This window comes from Rhizobium sp. FKL33 (assembly GCF_005222915.1).
Lineage (GTDB): Bacteria > Pseudomonadota > Alphaproteobacteria > Rhizobiales > Rhizobiaceae > Rhizobium_E.
In genome coordinates, this window is record NZ_STFX01000021.1 from 128,682 (window position 1) to 146,058 (window position 17,377).

Below are 17,377 nucleotides of genomic sequence, written 5' to 3' on the forward strand. Positions count from 1 at the left end.
CGGTTTACGGCGCGAAGACAGGATCATCAAAGACCATGAAAACCGTCGCTATCGTTGGCGCCGGCATAGCTGGACTCGTGAGCGCCCTCGCCTTCGCGCGCAAGGGCGTGTCTTGCGTTGTCGTCGAAAAGGCTTCCCGGTTGCAGGAAGTCGGGGCCGGGCTCCAGCTTTCTCCCAACGCCACCTATATTCTCGGACAACTCGGCCTCGAAGAGAAACTGCGCCCCGTCTGGCGCGAGCCCGACAATATCTGTCTGGTGTCCGGCTCGACGCTTGCGCCGCTCACCTCGATTTCGGCCAAGCAATTGGCGGCCAGCCGCTGGGGTTCGCCCTATGCCGCGATTCACCGCGCCACATTGCAGAAGACGCTGCTCGAAGCGGTCGGCAACGAGCCGCTCGTGGATCTCAGATTGTCCGCCGGCTACGACACGCCCGATGCTTTGGCGTCCGCGCTGGGCGGCGCGCCCGATCTCACCATCGGCGCCGACGGCGTCTGGTCGCGGTTCCGCGCGTCAATCCCCTCGGCGGGGAAGCCGGAATTTTCGGGCATGGTCGCCTGGCGCTTCATCATTCCGGAGAAGGACGCGCCCTCCTTCCTCAACCCGCGCAATGTGACCGCATTCGTCGGCCCGCGCGCCCATATCGTCGCCTATCCCTTGCGCGATGCCGGCGCATTCAACGTCGTGGCGCTGTCGAGCGGCGCCAATCCCGGCGAGACCTGGGCGGCCGATTGCAATCCCACCCATCGCAACGAGATGACCACGCAATTCGCGGGCTGGCACCGCGACATCAGAACGCTGCTCTCCTATGCGCCGAAGCCGACCTGGTGGCCGCTGTTCGGCGTCTCGGAAGGTCGCTGGACCGATGGCCGCGACAAGGTGCTGATCGGCGACGCCGCTCACGCCATGACGCCGTTTGCGGCCCAAGGCGCGGCCATGGCGATCGAAGACGCTTTTGAGCTGGCGGGCGTCGCCTCAGCGAATGTCGATCTCGCCGACGCTCTGGCCTTTTTCGAACGCAGCCGCCGGGCGCGCATCGCCCGCGTCCGTTCGCGCGGAGCCTTCAACAAATTCGCCTATCACGCCCGCGGCCCCGTCCGCGTCGCCCGCGACGTGGTGCTGAGACTGCGCAAGCCGGACAGCGTGGCCGCCGATCTCGATTGGCTCTATGGCTACAGGGCGCCGGGCTGAACGCCCGGCTCCTTTCCTTCAGAGTTCCGCCGCGGCGCGGAAGCCTGTTTCCAGGTCGCGCTGGAGATCGGCGACATCTTCGAGGCCGATCTGCAACCGAATGAGCGCGCCGCCCTCCGGCGCCTTGCGGATTTTGCGGTCGCCGAGATTGACCGGCACGGCAAGGCTTTCGTAGCCGCCCCAGGAATAACCGAGGCCGAACAGTTTCAGGCGATCGAGAAAGGCATGCGCGCGGGCCTTGGCCTTTTCCGGCTCGGACTTCAACACGAAGGAGAAGACGCCGGACGCCCCCTTGAAGTCTCGCTTCCAGACGTCATGCCCCGGAAAACTCGGCAGAGCCGGATGCAGCACGGAGGCGACGTCGTCGCGGCCTTCCAGCCATTGCGCGACGTTCAGAGCGCTCTCCTGATGACGCTCCAGCCGCACCCCCATCGTTCTCAGGCCACGCAGAATCTGATAGGCGTCGTCACCGCTGACGCAGAGGCCCATCACCAGGTTCATCTCGTCGATCGCCGGCCACAGTTTCTCATTGGCGGACACAGTGCCCATCAGCACGTCGGAATGTCCCGAAGGGTATTTGGTGGCGGCGTGAATGGAAATGTCGACGCCGAAATCGAGCGGCTTGAAATAAAGCGGCGTCGCCCAGGTGTTGTCCATCGACACGATCGCGCCAGCCGCATGCGCAGCGTCTGCAATCACGCGTACATCCTGCATTTCGAATGTGTTGGAGCCCGGCGCTTCGAGATGCACGAGCCGCGTATTGGGTCGGATCAGGCTGGAGATCCCGGCGCCGATCTCGGGATCGTAATATTCCGTCTCGACTCCCATGCGCGCGAGCACGGTTCCGCAGAAGCGCCGGGTCGGAAAATAGACGGAATCCACCACCAGGATATGATCGCCCGGCCGCAGCACGGCGAGAAACGGCACGGTGATGGAAGCGAGCCCCGATGACAGAAGGATCGTGCCCGCCGATCCCTCGAGTTCGTTGATCGCAGCACAGAGCGCGTCGGTTGTCGGCGTGCCATGTGTTCCGTAGGTGTAGGGCTGACCGCTTGTCTCCAGCGTGCGGGCATCGGGAAACAGTACGGTCGATGCATGCACGACAGGCGGGTTCACGAAACCGTGATAGTCGCGCGGGCTGTAACCCTGATGCGCAAGCCGCGTATTGATGCCCATTTCACCCCCGGCGACGTCCTTGACCATGCTCTTTCTCCATCACTGTCGAGGCTGGATTTCCACAGGCCGGGCTTTTTGGTCAAGCGCGACGCCTCGTCTTTTCGCGGCTTAATCTCTTCCGGCATCGAAAACGCAAAAAAATTCGCCTTTCGGCCTCTTTTTTAGGTGCAGAACTGCACATTTTTCCGGAAACATCGAAGTTCTGGCACAAATATACGCAAAAACCTCGGCAACACTTGACTAACGCAGCGTTTGCGATTGTCTTAGAGCGACGTCCACCGGAAAGGGAAACGGCTGGACGACCGTTTTCGCATTGGCGAGAAACGGCGGGGAAACAACAAACAAGAAGGTACTAAAACATGACGAAACAGCTTTTGACCGGCGTGCTTGGAGCAGCGATCGTGGCGCTCGGCGCAGCCGCCTCTCAGGCCGGCACGCTCGATGACGTCAAAGCCAAGGGCTTCGTCCAGTGCGGCGTCAACGCCAACTTGGCCGGCTTCGGCTCTCAGGATGCGAACGGCAATTTCACCGGCTTCGACATTGATTATTGCCGCGGCATCGCCGCCGCCGTGTTCGGCGACGCCACCAAGGTGAAGTTCACCGCACTGTCCGCCAAGGATCGCTTCCCGGCACTGCAGTCCGGCGAAATCGACATTCTGGCTCGCAACACCACCTGGACCGCCAGCCGCGATTCGCAGTTGGGCTTCGATTTCCGCGCCGTGAACTACTATGACGGCCAGGGCTTCATGGTCCGCAAGGATATCGGCGTGAAGAGCGCCCTCGAACTCTCCGGCGCGGCCGTCTGCGTGCAGTCCGGCACCACCACCGAACTCAACCTCGCCGACTATTTCCGCGCCAACAAGCTGGAATACAAGCCGGTCGTGTTTGAAAAGCAGGAAGAAGTCGACGCCGCCTACAATGCCGGTCGTTGCGACGTCTACACCACCGACCAGTCGGGCCTCTATTCGATCCGCCTGTCGCTCGCCAACCCGGCTGACCACGTGATCCTTCCGGAAATCATCTCCAAGGAGCCGCTCGGCCCGGCCGTTCGCCAGAACGACTCCAAGTGGTTCGACGTCGTCTCCTACGTTCACTACGCCATGGTCACCGCCGAAGAATTCGGCATCACCCAGGCCAATCTCGACGAGATGACCAAGTCCACCAATCCGGACATCAAGCGCTTCCTCGGCGAAGAGAAGGACCAGACGATCGGCAAGGATCTCGGTCTCGACGAAAAGTGGGCCTACAACGTGATCAAGGCCGTCGGCAATTACGGCGAATCCTTTGAGCGCAATGTCGGTCAGGGCTCCAACCTGAAGATCGCCCGCGGCCTGAACGCCCTGTGGTCGAAGGGCGGCCTGCAATACGCACCGCCGATCCGCTAATTCTATTCCGGGAGGCGGCAAAACCGCCTCCCGATTTCGCCTAGAACATATTTGAATAAGCTCTCCTAAGAGAGCGGCGAAAAACGGGGAAAATGCATGGCAGCAGACGCCGCAAAGCGCGTCGGGGACGATAGTCCGTCGCAATCGCTTCTCTACAACCCGGAAATCCGCGGTTATTTCTACCAGGCCGTAACGATCATTGTCGTCGTCGCCTTCATCTACACCGCCGTAACCAATGCGGCTGAAAACCTCGCTCGCGCCAATATGACGGCGGGCTTCGACTTCCTCGGCAACCGCGCCGGCTTCGATATCGGCCAGAGCCTGATCGCCTATTCGAGCGACTCGACCTATTTCCGCGCACTCGTCGTCGGTCTGGTGAACACGCTTGTCATCGCCTTTTTCGGCATAATTACGGCAACGATCATCGGCCTTCTGGTCGGCGTTGGCCGTCTGTCGCAGAATTGGCTGATCGCTCGTCTCTGCACGGTTTATGTCGAGTTTTTCCGCAATATTCCGCCGCTTCTGGTCATCTTCTTCTGGTACAAGCTCGTCCTCGACATTCTGCCGGGCGTGAAGGAGTCGCTCGAACTGCCGTTCTCCGTCTATCTGAACAATCGCGGCGTCTTCATGCCGGCGCCGATGTTCGGGGATGGTTCGAGCCTGATCGTGATCGCGCTCGTAATCGGCATTGCGCTGGCCATCGGCTTCAGCCGCTGGGCCAAAAGCAAGCAGATGGCCACGGGCAAGCAATATCCCACCATCACCATCGGTCTGGCCCTGGTGATCGGCCTGCCCCTGCTCACATTCCTGGCGCTTGGTGCGCCCCTGAGCTTCGACACGCCCGTGCTCGGCAAGTTCAATCTGAACGGCGGCATGGTCGTCGGACCGGAATTCCTGTCGCTCTATCTCGCGCTGTCCTTCTACACGGCCTCCTTCATCGCCGAAATCGTCCGCTCCGGCATTCGCGGCGTGGCCAAGGGACAAAGCGAGGCGGCCCATGCGCTCGGCATTCGTCATGGCCTGACGACGAGACTCGTGGTTCTGCCGCAGGCGCTCCGGATCATCATTCCGCCGCTCACCTCGCAATATCTCAACCTGACCAAGAACTCTTCGCTCGCCATCGCTGTCGGTTACGCCGATCTCGTGGCGGTCGGCGGAACAATCCTGAACCAGTCGGGCCGTTCGATCGAAATTATCGCCATCTGGATGGTGATGTATGTGTCGATCAGTCTGATCACCTCGTTGTTCATGAACTGGTTCAACGCGAAAATGGCATTGGTGGAGCGCTGACATGGCAAACAACTACGCTTACGTCCGCGACAATTTCTTGACGCCGGAAAAGCCGCCGATGGGCGACGCCACGTCGGCGAGCTGGGTGCGCCGCAATCTGTTTGCGACGCCTCTGGATTCCATTCTGACCGTGGCCTTCACCGCGCTCATCGTCTGGTTTCTCTATCATGCGGTCGACTGGCTGGTGATCAAGGCGGTGTGGACCGGTTCGGACCGCACCGTCTGCGCCACGCCCGCCCAGGGCGGCATTCAGCCCGAAGGCTGGTCCGGCGCCTGCTGGGCCTATGTCGGCAATTACTTCACGCAGTTCATGGTCGGATCCTATCCGCGCGACCTTTTGTGGCGGCCGATCCTTGTGGCGATCCTGTTTGTGGGCCTGCTGGTTCCGTTCCTGATCCCCAAGGCGCCGTTCAAGGGGTGGAACGCCATCGCTCTCCTGGTGGTGCTGCCGATCGTCGCTTATGTGTTGTTGCTGGGTGGGCTTTATCGGTTCATCTACATCGACTTCGAGATCCCACTCTACTTCTTCAGCATCCCGGTTTATGTGGATCTGCCGATATTCTCATTCAGTCTGACCCACGTCGAAACGGCCCGCTGGGGCGGCTTGATGGTCACGCTGATCCTGTCCTTCGTCGGCATCGTCGTTTCGCTGCCGGTGGGCATTCTCCTGGCGCTTGGCCGTCGGTCGACCATGCCCATCGTCAAGGGCTTCTGCATCGCCTTCATCGAACTGATCCGTGGCGTGCCGCTGATCACTGTTCTGTTCATGGCCAGCGTTCTTCTGCCGCTGTTCCTCGAGCCGGGCGATACGCCGATGGACAAGTTCATGCGCGCCCTGATCGGCGTGTCGATCTTCGCCTCGGCCTATATGGCCGAAGTCATCCGCGGCGGTCTGCAGGCCATTCCGAAGGGCCAGTACGAAGGCGCGGATTCTCTGGGGCTCAATTACTTCCAGAAGATTACCTTCATCATCATGCCGCAGGCGATCAAGCTGGTCATTCCCGGCATCGTCAACACCTTCATCGGCATGTTCAAGGACACGTCGCTGGTGTCGATCATCAACATGTTCGATCTGCTCGGCGTGGTGAAGAACAGCTTCGGCGACACGACCTGGCTGACGCCGGTCACACCGCTCACAGGTCTGATTTTTGCGGGCTTCGTGTTCTGGCTGTTCTGCTTCGGCATGTCGCGCTATTCCGGCTTCATCGAGCGTCGTCTCGACACCGGGCACAAGAGATAAAGGGGAAAACACCATGGCAACTGACGCCGCACAGAAACTGAATGTCTCCTCGACCGATGTCGCCGTCGAACTGATCGGCATGAACAAGTGGTATGGCGAATTCCACGTCCTCCGCGACATCAATCTCAAGGTCATGAAGGGCGAGCGCATCGTCATCGCCGGCCCCTCCGGCTCCGGCAAATCCACGATGATCCGCTGCATCAACCGGCTGGAAGAACACCAGAAGGGTTCGATCATCGTCGACGGCATCGAACTGACCAACGACCTCAAGCGCATCGACGAAGTGCGCCGCGAAGTCGGCATGGTGTTCCAGCACTTCAACCTGTTCCCGCATCTGACGATCCTGGAAAATTGCACGCTCGCGCCGATCTGGGTTCGCAAAATGCCCAAGAAGCAGGCCGAGGAAATCGCCATGCATTTCCTCACCCGCGTCAAGATCCCCGATCAGGCCCATAAATATCCGGGCCAGCTTTCGGGCGGCCAGCAGCAGCGCGTCGCCATTGCGCGGGCGCTGTGCATGAAGCCCAAGATCATGCTGTTCGACGAGCCGACCTCGGCGCTCGATCCGGAAATGGTCAAGGAAGTGCTCGACACCATGGTCGGCCTCGCCGAAGAGGGGATGACCATGCTCTGCGTCACCCATGAAATGGGCTTCGCCCGCCAGGTCGCCAATCGGGTGATCTTCATGGACCAGGGCCAGATCGTCGAACAGAACGAGCCTGGCGCCTTCTTCGACAATCCCCAGCATGAGCGCACCAAGCTGTTCCTCAGCCAGATCCTGCACTGAGACCACCGACAATCAGCACGGAGAGCCGGCGTTCAGCCGGCTCTTTTGCTTTCAACTGTCTCCGGGACGGAAAACTAAAATTTTCGCCGGAATGGCGGCGTTTTTTTAACCGCATATCTTAGCCGCATCGAAAATACCTTCTGTCATTCTCCTAAAACGTCACGGCGGACCAGCGTCGTCATAGGGGATAAGAAACATGACAGGGACAGCAAAGACGATTTCGGCGGTATCCGCCACGGGCAATTCGATGATCGACGGCGTGCTCTATGGTTACGCTTGGAGCGGAACCATCACCTACGCCTTCCCAACCCTGGCCTCCGACTACAGCTACACCAGCGAGTCCAGTCAGAATTTCGCGGCGGCGACGACGCAACAGAAGAACGCTGCGCTGTTCGCGGTCGAACTGTCGTTTGGGACGGCAGCCAATGACGGGTTCTCGATCGAAGGCTTCACCAACGCGACCTTCTCCGCAGGGGCAGCCTCATCCGCCACACTGCGTTTCGCCCAATCCAATGCGCCCTCGACCGCGTACGCCTATATGCCGGGCAATTACGCCCAGGCCGGCGACATGTGGTTCGGCCGCAATTACGACTACACAAACGCCCAGGCCGGAAACTACGCCTGGCACACCGTGCTGCACGAAATCGGCCATGCGCTGGGCCTGAAACACGGCCATGAATCGGAAGGCAATTTCGCCGCCCTGCCCGCCGACTACGATTCGCTCGAATACAGCGTGATGACCTACCGCACCTATACGGGCGGCGATACGAGCGGCTACACCTATTCGCAATGGTCCGCGCCGCAGACCTATATGATGGCCGACATCGCCGCGCTGCAGAAAATGTATGGCGCCGATTACACCACCAACAAGACCAACACGACCTACAAATGGTCCGCCGCCGACGGCGACACCTATGTCAACGGCAAGGTCGGCGTCGATGCCGGAGGGTCGGTGATCTTCGCCACCATCTGGGACGGCGGCGGCACGGACACCTATGACCTCAAGGCCTTCACGACCAATCTGTCGATCGATCTGCGCGCCGGCGGCCATTCGACCTTCAATTCGTCGCAGCTCGCCAATCTCGGCAGTGGCCACTACGCCAGCGGCAACATCTACAACGCGCTGATGTATAACAACAATACCGCCTCGCTCATCGAAAACGCCATCGGCGGCTCCGGCGCGGACACGATTTATGGCAACGAAGCCAAGAACGTCCTGACCGGCAATGACGGCGCCGATACGCTCTATGGCCTGACCGGCGACGACCAGTTGCTCGGCGGCAATGGCGACGACATTCTTTATGTTGGCGACGGGAACAACCGCGCCGATGGCGGCGCAGGCAATGACACGATCTCTGCCGATGGCGGCAAGGACAATCTCGTCGGCGGAACCGGCAATGACACGATCTCGTCCGGCGTCGGCATCGATGTCATCAATGGCGGAACGGGTGCGGACCGCATCGACGGCGGCGCCGACGCCGACACGTTGACGGGCGGAACCGATGCCGACACTTTCGTCTTCGAGGACAATGACGGCCTCGACAGAATCACCGATTTCCAGAACGGCTTCGACAAGCTGGAGCTCGATGGCTTCGCCTATAATTCGACGTCCCAGGTCGTTTCGCTCGCCAAGCAGGTCGGGGCCAATGTGGTGCTGACCTTCGACACCGATCAGACCGTCACGCTTGCCAATATCAAGCTTGCCGTCATCGATACGTCGGACTTCCTGCTCGTCGCCTGACCCGAATGAGAAAGGCGCGCGACCCTTGCGGATCGCGCGCCTTTTGTTGTCTGAATTCCGGCTCGATCAGCCGAACTGGCCGAGATCGCGCACGGCGCCCTTGTCGGCGCTGGTGGCGAAGGCCGCGTAAGCCTTGAGCGCCGTCGTCACATTGCGCTTGCGCGGATGTTCCGGCTTCCAGCCCTTGGCGTCCTGCTCCGCGCGGCGCGTGGCCAGCACGTCTTCGGAAACACGCAGTTCGATCGTGCGGTTGGGGATGTCGATGTCGATCATGTCGCCTTCCCGCACCAGACCGATCGTGCCGCCATTGGCCGCTTCCGGAGACGCGTGCCCGATCGACAGGCCCGATGTGCCGCCGGAGAAGCGGCCGTCGGTGATCAGCGCGCAGGCCTTGCCCAGCCCCTTCGACTTCAGATAGCTGGTCGGATAGAGCATTTCCTGCATGCCCGGACCGCCCTTGGGGCCTTCATAGCGGATCACCACGACGTCGCCGGCCTTCACCTCGTTGGAGAGGATCGCCTTCACCGCCGCATCCTGGCTTTCATAGACCTTGGCCGGACCGGAGAATTTCAGGATCGATTCGTCGACGCCCGCCGTCTTCACGATGCAGCCGTCCAGCGCCAGATTGCCCTTGAGCACGGCGAGACCGCCATCCTTGGAGAATGGATGTTCGACCGAGCGGATGACGCCATTTTCGCGGTCCATGTCCAGGTCTTCCCAACGGGCCGACTGGCTGAAGGCGGTCTGGGTCGGCACGCCGCCGGGGGCGGCGCGGAAGAATTCACGCACGCTTTCGCTGTTGGTGCGGGTGATGTCCCAACGGTCGAGCGCATCGCCGATCGTGGCGGCATGCACGGTCGGGCAATCGCGGTTGATCAGACCGCCCTTGTCGAGTTCGCCGAGGATCGACATGATGCCGCCGGCGCGGTGGACGTCTTCCATATGCACGTCGTTCTTGGCCGGCGCGACCTTGGACAGGCACGGCACCTTGCGCGACAGACGGTCGATGTCGTCCATGGTGAAGTCGACATTGCCTTCATGGGCGGCGGCGAGAATGTGCAGCACGGTGTTTGTCGAACCGCCCATGGCGATGTCGAGCGCCATGGCGTTCTCGAAGGCCTGCTTGGAGGCAACGTTGCGCGGCAGCACGCTTTCGTCATTCTGTTCGTAGTAACGGCGGGCGATGTCGACCACCAGATGGCCGGCCTCGACGAACAGGCGCTTGCGGTCGGAATGGGTGGCGAGCGTCGAGCCGTTGCCGGGCAGCGACAGGCCGAGCGCCTCCGTCAGACAGTTCATCGAATTGGCGGTGAACATGCCCGAGCAGGAGCCGCAGGTCGGGCAGGCGTTCTGCTCGATCGCCTTGACGTCCTCGTCCGAGACGCTGTCGTCGGCCGCCGCCACCATGGCGTCGACCAGGTCGAGCGCATGCTTCTTGCCGTGCAGCACCACCTTGCCGGCTTCCATCGGACCGCCGGACACGAAGACGGCCGGGATGTTGAGCCGAAGCGCCGCCATCAGCATGCCGGGCGTGATCTTGTCGCAGTTGGAGATGCAGACCATGGCGTCGGCGCAATGGGCGTTAACCATATATTCGACGCTGTCGGCGATCAGTTCGCGCGACGGCAGCGAATAAAGCATGCCGTCATGGCCCATGGCGATGCCGTCGTCGACGGCGATCGTGTTGAATTCCTTGGCGACGCCGCCGGCGGCCTCGATCTCGCGAGCCACGAGCTGGCCGAGATCCTTGAGATGCACATGGCCGGGCACGAACTGGGTGAAGGAATTCACCACGGCGATGATCGGCTTGCCGAAATCGCCGTCCTTCATCCCGGTGGCGCGCCAGAGGCCGCGCGCGCCCGCCATATTGCGGCCGTGGGTGGTTGTTCTCGAACGATAAACGGGCATGGAAAAATCCTCGATTGCGACGGCGCGCCGTTGACAGGCGGGCCGATCCGGTCGTCTGGGCCGTTTGGTAGATCAATTCTAAATGCAAGTCACTACCGATCCAAGCGGAAGCGGTACGCCTTCAGGGCAAATTGCCGTGATCGGAAATCTTGCGCTTACTCGGTGGATCTGCCGATGGAGGCGGAGAGTTCGATCGCCTTGCGGCGGTCTTTCTCGTTCACCAGCGAGAAGGCCTGCTCCTGCATCGCCTGCAGCCAGTCGCGATCGCTCGGCTTGCAGGTGTCGAGCGCCGCCGTCATATAGGCGAGCCCGCGCACGGTCTGCCCTTCCTGGAAGAGCACATTGCCGAACACGCCCATGGCGCCGACATGGCCTTCCTTGCGGGCGCGGTTGAGCCACTTCTTGGCCTGGCGAATATTGGGCTCGCCGCCCTCGCCCGTCAGCAGCATCTTGGCGAGACGGAACTGCGCTTCGGTGTCGCCGAAGGCGGACGCCGCCTGGAAATAGAGCTGGCGCGCCTGGCTGAGATCCGGACGGATCGGGCTCTTGGGAATGCCGCGTTGGTAATATTCGGCGAGCGCCATCAGCGCGTTGACGAAGAAGCCGGTGTCGTTCGACCCGGGCTCCACGCCTTGCGAGGCGATTTCCGAATACATCTTGAAGGCTTCGAAATCGTTTTTAGTGACGCCGTCGCCATCGGCATACATCGTCGCCAGCGCCCAGCGCGAACCGGTATGACCCTTCTCGGCGGCGTAGCGATAGGCTTCCACCGCATCCTGCTTGTTGCCCTGCTGATAGGACTTGAAGCCGAATTTGAACAGGTCGAACGGGCCCGACTCGGGCGACACCGCGGCGTTGGGGTCGAGCGCCCACGCGAAACTTCCCGAAGACAGCGCCAGCGCCGTCCCGAGCATCATTCCCTTAAAGCCTGAAAATGCGTAGCGCTGCATATCTTACTCGGTTGTCCCTGAAAGGACTGCGTTTACCCGCCGGAGGTTGAACGCCTGACGCAGGCCCAGACATTGCCGGCTCTTGCCGCCAACCGTCTTCAGCCATCCCGAGTTGATATCGACTGCGTACGTGTTCATTCCGACCCTATTGCGCGAATATCTTCACCCGCGCTTGACTGGCGATATTCGTAGCGCCCGTTTTGTGGCAGGAAATGGACGAGCTTTCCAGACCTCCCGGGCGACGGCAAGAATAACGAAAAAAGTGTTGCTAAATCGTCACAAAATGAGATCCCCGAAAAAGAAACGCCGCCCTCAGGAACCTTCCGGAGGGCGGCGCGTTACATCAGGTTTTGGCTGAGAACCTCAAGCGTCGGAGATCCGCGTCAGGGCCGCCAGCAGACTCGCCTTCTGCTGTTCGAGTTCGGCCAGTTTCTCGCGTTCCGCCTCGACCAGTTCCGGCTTGGCGTTGGCCACGAATTTCTCGTTCGACAGCTTTGAGACGATGCGATCGATTTCGCCTTGAGTCTTGGCGAGCGCCTTTTCGAGACGAGCCTTTTCGGCGCCGAGATCGATCAGGCTGCCGAGCGGCAGGCAGGCGATCGCCTCGCCGCTGACCACCTGCGCCGAGGCCTTCGGCGCTTCATCGGCGAAGGACACGGTTTCGACGCGGGCCAGCCGCTTGATCGCCGCTTCGTTGCGCTCCACTCGCTCGCGGGTCAGCGCATTGGCGCCCACGATCACCAGCGGCGCGGTCGCGCCCGGCGGCACATTCATTTCCGAACGCGCCGACCGGATGCCGCTGACGAGGTCGACCAGCCAGTTGATCTCTTCCGCCGCCGTGTCGTCCCGGAAGGTCGGCGCCGGCCAGGCGGCGTGGCAGAGCAGGCTGTCGCGGCTCGCGGTATGCTCCCACAGCTCTTCGGTCATGAAGGGCATGAAGGGATGCAGGAGCTTGTATGTCTCTTCCAGCACATAGGCCGCGCAGGCCTGCGCTTCCTTCTTGGCCGCTTCGTCCTCGCCCGAAAACACCGGCTTCAGCAGCTCAAGATACCAGTCGCAGAACTGATTCCACACGAAGCGATAGAGCGAGCCCGCCGCCTCGTTGAACTTGAATTGCTCGACGCCGCTGGTCACGTCGGCGACCGTCTTGGCGAGTTCGGTCAGGATCCAGCGGTTGATGCTGAGCGTCGCCTTTTCGGGCTCAAAAGACGGGTCGCGGCTGACGCCGTTCATCTCGGCGAAGCGCGTGGCGTTCCAGAGCTTGGTGCCGAAATTGCGGTAGCCGGCGATGCGCGCCGGATCGAGTTTCACGTCGCGGCCCTGCGCCGCCATGATGGCGAGCGTGAAGCGCAGCGCGTCCGCGCCATATTCGTCGATCAGGCTGAGCGGATCGATGACGTTGCCCTTGGACTTCGACATCTTCTGGCCGTTCTTGTCGCGAACCAGCGCATGCACATAGACGGTATGGAACGGCTCGATCGGCGCGCCGTCCTCGTCCTTCATGAAGTGCAGGCCCATCATCATCATGCGGGCGACCCAGAAGAAGATGATGTCGAAACCGGTCACCAGCACGTCGGTCTGGTAATAGCGGTCGAGCTGCGGCGTCTTGTCCGGCCAGCCCAGCGTCGAGAACGGCCAGAGCGCCGAGGAGAACCAGGTGTCGAGCACATCCTCGTCGCGGGTGAGAATCTCGCCCGGCTTCATCTCTTCGAGCTTTTCCTCGACCCAGGCCTTCCAGGGGCCCTCATGGGCGATGTAATACTGGATGGCGGCGTGCAGCGCCTCTTCCTCGGTCTTTTCGACGAAAACAGTGCCATCGGGACCATACCAGGCCGGGATCTGGTGACCCCACCACAGCTGGCGCGACACGCACCAGGGCTGGATGTTCTCCATCCATTCGAAATAGGTCTTTTCCCAGTTCTTCGGCACGAACTTCGTGCGGCCTTCGCGCACCGAGGCGATCGCCGGCTTGGCGAGCGTCGCGGCGTCGACATACCATTGCTCGGTGAGCCGCGGCTCGATCGGCACGCCGCCGCGGTCGCCATGCGGCACCATATGCGTGTGCGGCTCGATCTTCTCGAGCAGTTCCCAGCCCTCGAACATCTCGACGATCTTCTTGCGGGCGGCGAAACGCTCGACGCCGTCGAGTTCCGCGATCAACTGCGCCAGCGCGTCGGTGCGGTTGAGGTCTTCGAGGAAGTCGTCATTGTCGGCGAGCGTGATCTTGCCGTCTGTTGTCATGATGTTGATCATGCGCAGGCCGGCGCGCTTTCCGACCTCGAAGTCGTTGAAATCATGCGCCGGCGTCATTTTCACGGCGCCTGTGCCGGCTTCCGGATCGGGATATTCGTCGCCGACGATCGGAATGCGGCGGCCGACGCCCGGCAGCACGACATTCTTGCCGGTCAGGCCGGCATAGCGGACATCCGAGGGATGAACGGCGACGCCGGTGTCGCCGAGATAGGTTTCCGGCCGGGTCGTGGCGACGACGAGGTAGTTGCGCGTCTCCCATTCCGTCGGCTTGCCCTCTTCATCGAAAGCGACCGGATGATCATAGGTCAGCCCGTCTTCGAGCGGATAACGCAGATGCCAGAGATTGCCCTTGATCTCGACCTGCTCAACTTCGAGATCCGAGATCGCGGTCAGGAGCTTGGGATCCCAGTTGACCAGGCGCTTGTCCTTGTAGATCAGGCCTTCCTTGTAGAGACGAACGAAGACTTCGAGAACGGCCTCGGACAGGCCCTCGTCCATGGTGAAGCGCTCGCGCGACCAGTCGCAGGAGGCGCCGAGGCGCTTCAACTGGTTGAAGATCATGCCGCCCGACTCGCCCTTCCACTGCCAGACGCGGTCGATGAAGGCGTCGCGGCCCATTTCCCGGCGCGAGGGCTCCTTGCGTTCGGCGAGCTGGCGCTCGACCACCATCTGGGTGGCGATGCCGGCATGGTCCATGCCCGGCTGCCAGAGCACGTCCTTGCCGCGCATCCGCTCGAAGCGGATCATGATGTCCTGCAGCGTGTTGTTGAGCGCATGGCCCATATGCAGCGAGCCGGTCACGTTCGGCGGCGGGATCACGATGCAGAAGGAATCTTCGCCCGGCTTGGCGTTGGCGCCGGCCGCGAAGGCGTCGGCCTCTTCCCACTTCTTGGCGATCCTCGGTTCGATGGACGCCGAATCATAGGTCTTTTCGAGCATGATGATACCGTTTCTGGTCTGAATGTCGGTTTTCCGTAAAGGCAAGGCCGCGTGCAAGTCAATCGCGACAACGCAAAAAGCCGCCCCAGGTGGAGCGGCCCTGTCTCGGTGCGGAAGGAAGGATCAGCGGCGCGGGCCGCGCACGACCCGTTCGATCTCCTCGCGCACCAGCCGCTCTACGAGCGTCGGGAGATTGTCGTCGAGCCATTCCTGCAGCATGGGCTTGAGCATTTCCTCGGCGATCTCGTCGAGCGAGCGGCGCTCGGCCTCGACCAGAGCCGACTGAAGATCCTGGAACGACCGCGCCACTTTCTCGACGGTCACCGTGGAGACCAGCGAAGCGATGGCCGCCATCGGCGCATCCTGCTTTTCGACCTCGACAGCGTCTGCGGCAGGGGCTTCCGCCTCGCTCTGCTTGACCTCCTCCATCACCGGGGCGGCCATGGCGGGCGTTTCGGCTTCCTCAGGTTCGGCCGCCGTCACGGCGATGGGGCTCGCATAAACGGGCGCTTCCGCAACCGGAGCCGGCTGCGGCTGAACCGGAGCCGGCGCTTCGCGCAGCGGCGCTCCCCGTTCGGCAGCGGCCCGCACGCGGGCGGCGACATCGGCGAGCGAAAGGGATTTGGCTTCGGGCGCCTGGGGTCTCACCGGCGCAGCTTCATTGGCGGCCACCAGTTGCGGCGCGCGATAATCGCTCGGCGCGGCGATCGTCGGCGGCGCGGGATCATGGGCGACAGCTGAATTTTCATAGACGTCGAAGGACCCGTCGACCGTCAGCGGCACATCCTCGATATCGTCATTGGCCGCCTCGCTCTGGAAGCCATCGAGGTCGCCCAGCGCCGCAAGCCGCGCTTCGGTGGCCGGCTCGTTGCTTTCGATGATCCGGCGGATGGAAGCCAGAATTTCGTCCATCGACGGTTCGCGCGCTGCATTCGGCTGAGCCATGGTCATCCTCGATTGTCTTTCCGCATGTTTTCCGCGCTCTCACGCGGCGACGATCAGATTAGGGCATGGCGGCGATCGAAAAAACCGCCGCGAATCAAACAACTATGATCATGCACAGATTTGTTGCGGAGGTAAAATCGTTCAACTCCGGCGCACCCGGCTCATCAGCGCCCGTCGACGGTGCGCAGGCCGAACCACTTGTCCTTGACCTTGTTGTAATGTTCTTCCGGTTCGTAACGCGCCACCTTCAGCCCGACCGTCTCGATCGTCAGATGACCCATGGCGGCGACCGCGCCGAAGCTCGCCACCACGGCGTCGCGATTGGCGCTGGCCAGGCTTTCCTTCGCATTGAGCACACGAGCCTGGTAGTCGAGCACGTCGAGTGTGGTGGCCTGACCGACCTTGCGCTCTTCGAGCACGCCGTCCAGCGCCTGCTGGGCCGCCTGCAGCTGCACATTGCCGGCCTCGATCATCGCCTTGGCGGCGTCGAACTGCGCGATGGACGCGACGATGGTGCGCTGCACCTCAAGGCGGACCGAATCGAGTTGGATCTGCTGCTGGCCCAGACGTTCCTTGGCCTGGCGGATCTCGCCATATTCCGCGCCGCCCTGATAGATCGGCACATTGATGCGCGCGGTCACCGATGACGAATTATAGTTGTTCAGCGATGACCAGTCTGTATGGCCGTCATTTGCAGAGACTTGGCCCTGAACGACGACACCAGGAAGAAGCGCTCCTTCGGCCGTCTTTACCTGGAATCCAGCGGAATCAATCGCATACATGGCGGCCACAACAGCAGGATGCTCTCGCCACCCCGTCGCCACAGCATCATCGATCGATTCTGGCAGGGTCTTGCTCAGGGGCTTGGCCTGGCGAACGCTTTTGGGCGCGTCCCCCACGATCTGCACATAAACTGCGCGGCTCTGTTTCAGCTGAAAATCCGCATTTGCGAGAGAACCTTCAGCCTGTGCAAGTTCGGCTTCGGCGAGGCTCACATCGGTTTTGGTGCCTTCACCCACTTCAAGCCGCGACTTGGCGGCATTCACCTGCTCGCGCAAAAACGCCAGATTTTGCTTGCGGATAGAGACGATTTCCTGGTCGCGAGCAATGTTGGCGTAGGATTGCGCTGCGGAAAGCAGCGTCTGGATCTCCGTGGCCTTCAAATTTGCACGCTCAGAGTAGACATTGGACTCAGCCGCTCTGACGCGGTTCAAAGTCTGGAACCCATCAAAAACTTGCTGCGTTATGGTCAACCCAACCGATTTGCTCAAGACATCCGGTGAATTTGTCGATTCCTTCAAATCCGCGCCGCTATAGCGGGTCTTGGTCATTTGACCGAATCCAGAGACCTGCGGCCGCCAGCCGGCCTTGGCGATCGTCACGCCTTCATCCGTCGCGCGAAGCCCGGCGCGGGCCGCGTTGAGATCGGGATTGTTCTCATAAGCCTTGGCCATCGCGTCGAAAATGCTGTCGGCCCATGCCGCGCTTGACAAGGCGACGATTGCCGGCGCCATGATGGCCGCCAGCAAGGCTGTTTTAACTTTCGACACTTTACCCACCCTGCGCATGACGC

General features: G+C 61.5%; 12 protein-coding genes. 6 read left to right on the forward strand and 6 right to left on the reverse strand.

Translation table 11 applies throughout. The features are described 5' to 3' along the window. Positions 1-35 precede the first annotated feature (35 nt). Positions 36-1,190 carry an FAD-dependent monooxygenase gene (locus tag E8Q41_RS13795; RefSeq protein WP_137156127.1) on the forward strand — a complete coding sequence of 385 codons (1,155 nt, stop codon included), beginning with the start codon at positions 36-38 and terminating at the stop codon, positions 1,188-1,190. Between the two features lie 18 nt (positions 1,191-1,208). Here the strand turns inward: E8Q41_RS13795 and E8Q41_RS13800 are convergent, their stop codons facing one another. Further along, entirely contained in the window at positions 1,209-2,393 is a 1,185-nt protein-coding gene (locus tag E8Q41_RS13800; protein WP_137156128.1) for a cystathionine beta-lyase, read from the reverse strand. A gap of 332 nt (positions 2,394-2,725) precedes the next feature. Here E8Q41_RS13800 and E8Q41_RS13805 point away from each other — a divergent pair, with 332 nt between their 5' ends. From E8Q41_RS13805 to E8Q41_RS13825, 5 genes are all read left to right on the forward strand, one after another. After that, positions 2,726-3,751: an amino acid ABC transporter substrate-binding protein gene (locus E8Q41_RS13805; protein ID WP_137156129.1), complete on the forward strand. Its 1,026-nt coding sequence runs from the start codon at positions 2,726-2,728 to the stop codon at positions 3,749-3,751. A 96-nt stretch (positions 3,752-3,847) separates the two neighbouring features. Beyond that, complete coding sequence (locus tag E8Q41_RS13810; protein WP_137156130.1) at positions 3,848-5,041, forward strand: amino acid ABC transporter permease; 1,194 nt, start codon at positions 3,848-3,850, stop codon at positions 5,039-5,041. A gap of 1 nt (position 5,042) precedes the next feature. Continuing rightward, positions 5,043-6,281: an amino acid ABC transporter permease gene (locus tag E8Q41_RS13815; RefSeq protein WP_137156131.1), complete on the forward strand. Its 1,239-nt coding sequence runs from the start codon at positions 5,043-5,045 to the stop codon at positions 6,279-6,281. Positions 6,282-6,294: 13 nt separating this feature from the next. Next, positions 6,295-7,068, forward strand: a complete 774-nt coding sequence (locus E8Q41_RS13820; protein WP_137156132.1) for an amino acid ABC transporter ATP-binding protein — start codon at positions 6,295-6,297, stop codon at positions 7,066-7,068. Positions 7,069-7,264: 196 nt separating this feature from the next. Further along, on the forward strand, positions 7,265-8,809 hold the full coding sequence (locus E8Q41_RS13825) for a M10 family metallopeptidase (RefSeq protein WP_137156133.1): 1,545 nt from the start codon (positions 7,265-7,267) through the stop codon (positions 8,807-8,809). A gap of 66 nt (positions 8,810-8,875) precedes the next feature. Here the strand turns inward: E8Q41_RS13825 and ilvD are convergent, their stop codons facing one another. From ilvD to E8Q41_RS13850, 5 genes are all read right to left on the reverse strand, one after another. Further along, positions 8,876-10,717 (reverse strand): dihydroxy-acid dehydratase, encoded by a 1,842-nt coding sequence (ilvD, locus tag E8Q41_RS13830; RefSeq protein WP_137156134.1) that lies wholly within the window; start codon positions 10,715-10,717, stop codon positions 8,876-8,878. A 155-nt stretch (positions 10,718-10,872) separates the two neighbouring features. After that, positions 10,873-11,667 carry an exopolysaccharide production regulator ExoR gene (gene exoR / locus E8Q41_RS13835; RefSeq protein ID WP_137156135.1) on the reverse strand — a complete coding sequence of 265 codons (795 nt, stop codon included), beginning with the start codon at positions 11,665-11,667 and terminating at the stop codon, positions 10,873-10,875. Positions 11,668-12,030: 363 nt separating this feature from the next. Further along, positions 12,031-14,859: a valine--tRNA ligase gene (locus E8Q41_RS13840; RefSeq protein ID WP_137156136.1), complete on the reverse strand. Its 2,829-nt coding sequence runs from the start codon at positions 14,857-14,859 to the stop codon at positions 12,031-12,033. A gap of 123 nt (positions 14,860-14,982) precedes the next feature. After that, the gene (locus tag E8Q41_RS13845) at positions 14,983-15,804 is read right to left on the reverse strand and encodes a DUF2497 domain-containing protein (RefSeq protein ID WP_137156137.1); all 822 of its coding nucleotides are present in this window, start codon (positions 15,802-15,804) and stop codon (positions 14,983-14,985) included. A 164-nt stretch (positions 15,805-15,968) separates the two neighbouring features. Continuing rightward, the gene (locus E8Q41_RS13850) at positions 15,969-17,372 is read right to left on the reverse strand and encodes a TolC family outer membrane protein (protein WP_137156138.1); all 1,404 of its coding nucleotides are present in this window, start codon (positions 17,370-17,372) and stop codon (positions 15,969-15,971) included. Positions 17,373-17,377: the final 5 nt, after the last annotated feature.

Excerpts from the sequence above, each read along its gene's own strand:
- E8Q41_RS13825 (WP_137156133.1), top strand. The coding sequence starts at position 7,265 with ATGACAGGGACAGCAAAGACGATTTCGGCGGTATCCGCCACGGGCAAT.
- ilvD (WP_137156134.1), bottom strand. The coding sequence starts at position 10,717 with ATGCCCGTTTATCGTTCGAGAACAACCACCCACGGCCGCAATATGGCG.
- E8Q41_RS13840 (WP_137156136.1), bottom strand. The coding sequence starts at position 14,859 with ATGCTCGAAAAGACCTATGATTCGGCGTCCATCGAACCGAGGATCGCC.
- E8Q41_RS13820 (WP_137156132.1), top strand. The coding sequence starts at position 6,295 with ATGGCAACTGACGCCGCACAGAAACTGAATGTCTCCTCGACCGATGTC.
- E8Q41_RS13845 (WP_137156137.1), bottom strand. The coding sequence starts at position 15,804 with ATGGCTCAGCCGAATGCAGCGCGCGAACCGTCGATGGACGAAATTCTG.
- E8Q41_RS13810 (WP_137156130.1), top strand. The coding sequence starts at position 3,848 with ATGGCAGCAGACGCCGCAAAGCGCGTCGGGGACGATAGTCCGTCGCAA.
- E8Q41_RS13805 (WP_137156129.1), top strand. The coding sequence starts at position 2,726 with ATGACGAAACAGCTTTTGACCGGCGTGCTTGGAGCAGCGATCGTGGCG.
- E8Q41_RS13815 (WP_137156131.1), top strand. The coding sequence starts at position 5,043 with ATGGCAAACAACTACGCTTACGTCCGCGACAATTTCTTGACGCCGGAA.
- E8Q41_RS13795 (WP_137156127.1), top strand. The coding sequence starts at position 36 with ATGAAAACCGTCGCTATCGTTGGCGCCGGCATAGCTGGACTCGTGAGC.
- E8Q41_RS13850 (WP_137156138.1), bottom strand. The coding sequence starts at position 17,372 with ATGCGCAGGGTGGGTAAAGTGTCGAAAGTTAAAACAGCCTTGCTGGCG.
- E8Q41_RS13800 (WP_137156128.1), bottom strand. The coding sequence starts at position 2,393 with ATGGTCAAGGACGTCGCCGGGGGTGAAATGGGCATCAATACGCGGCTT.
- exoR (WP_137156135.1), bottom strand. The coding sequence starts at position 11,667 with ATGCAGCGCTACGCATTTTCAGGCTTTAAGGGAATGATGCTCGGGACG.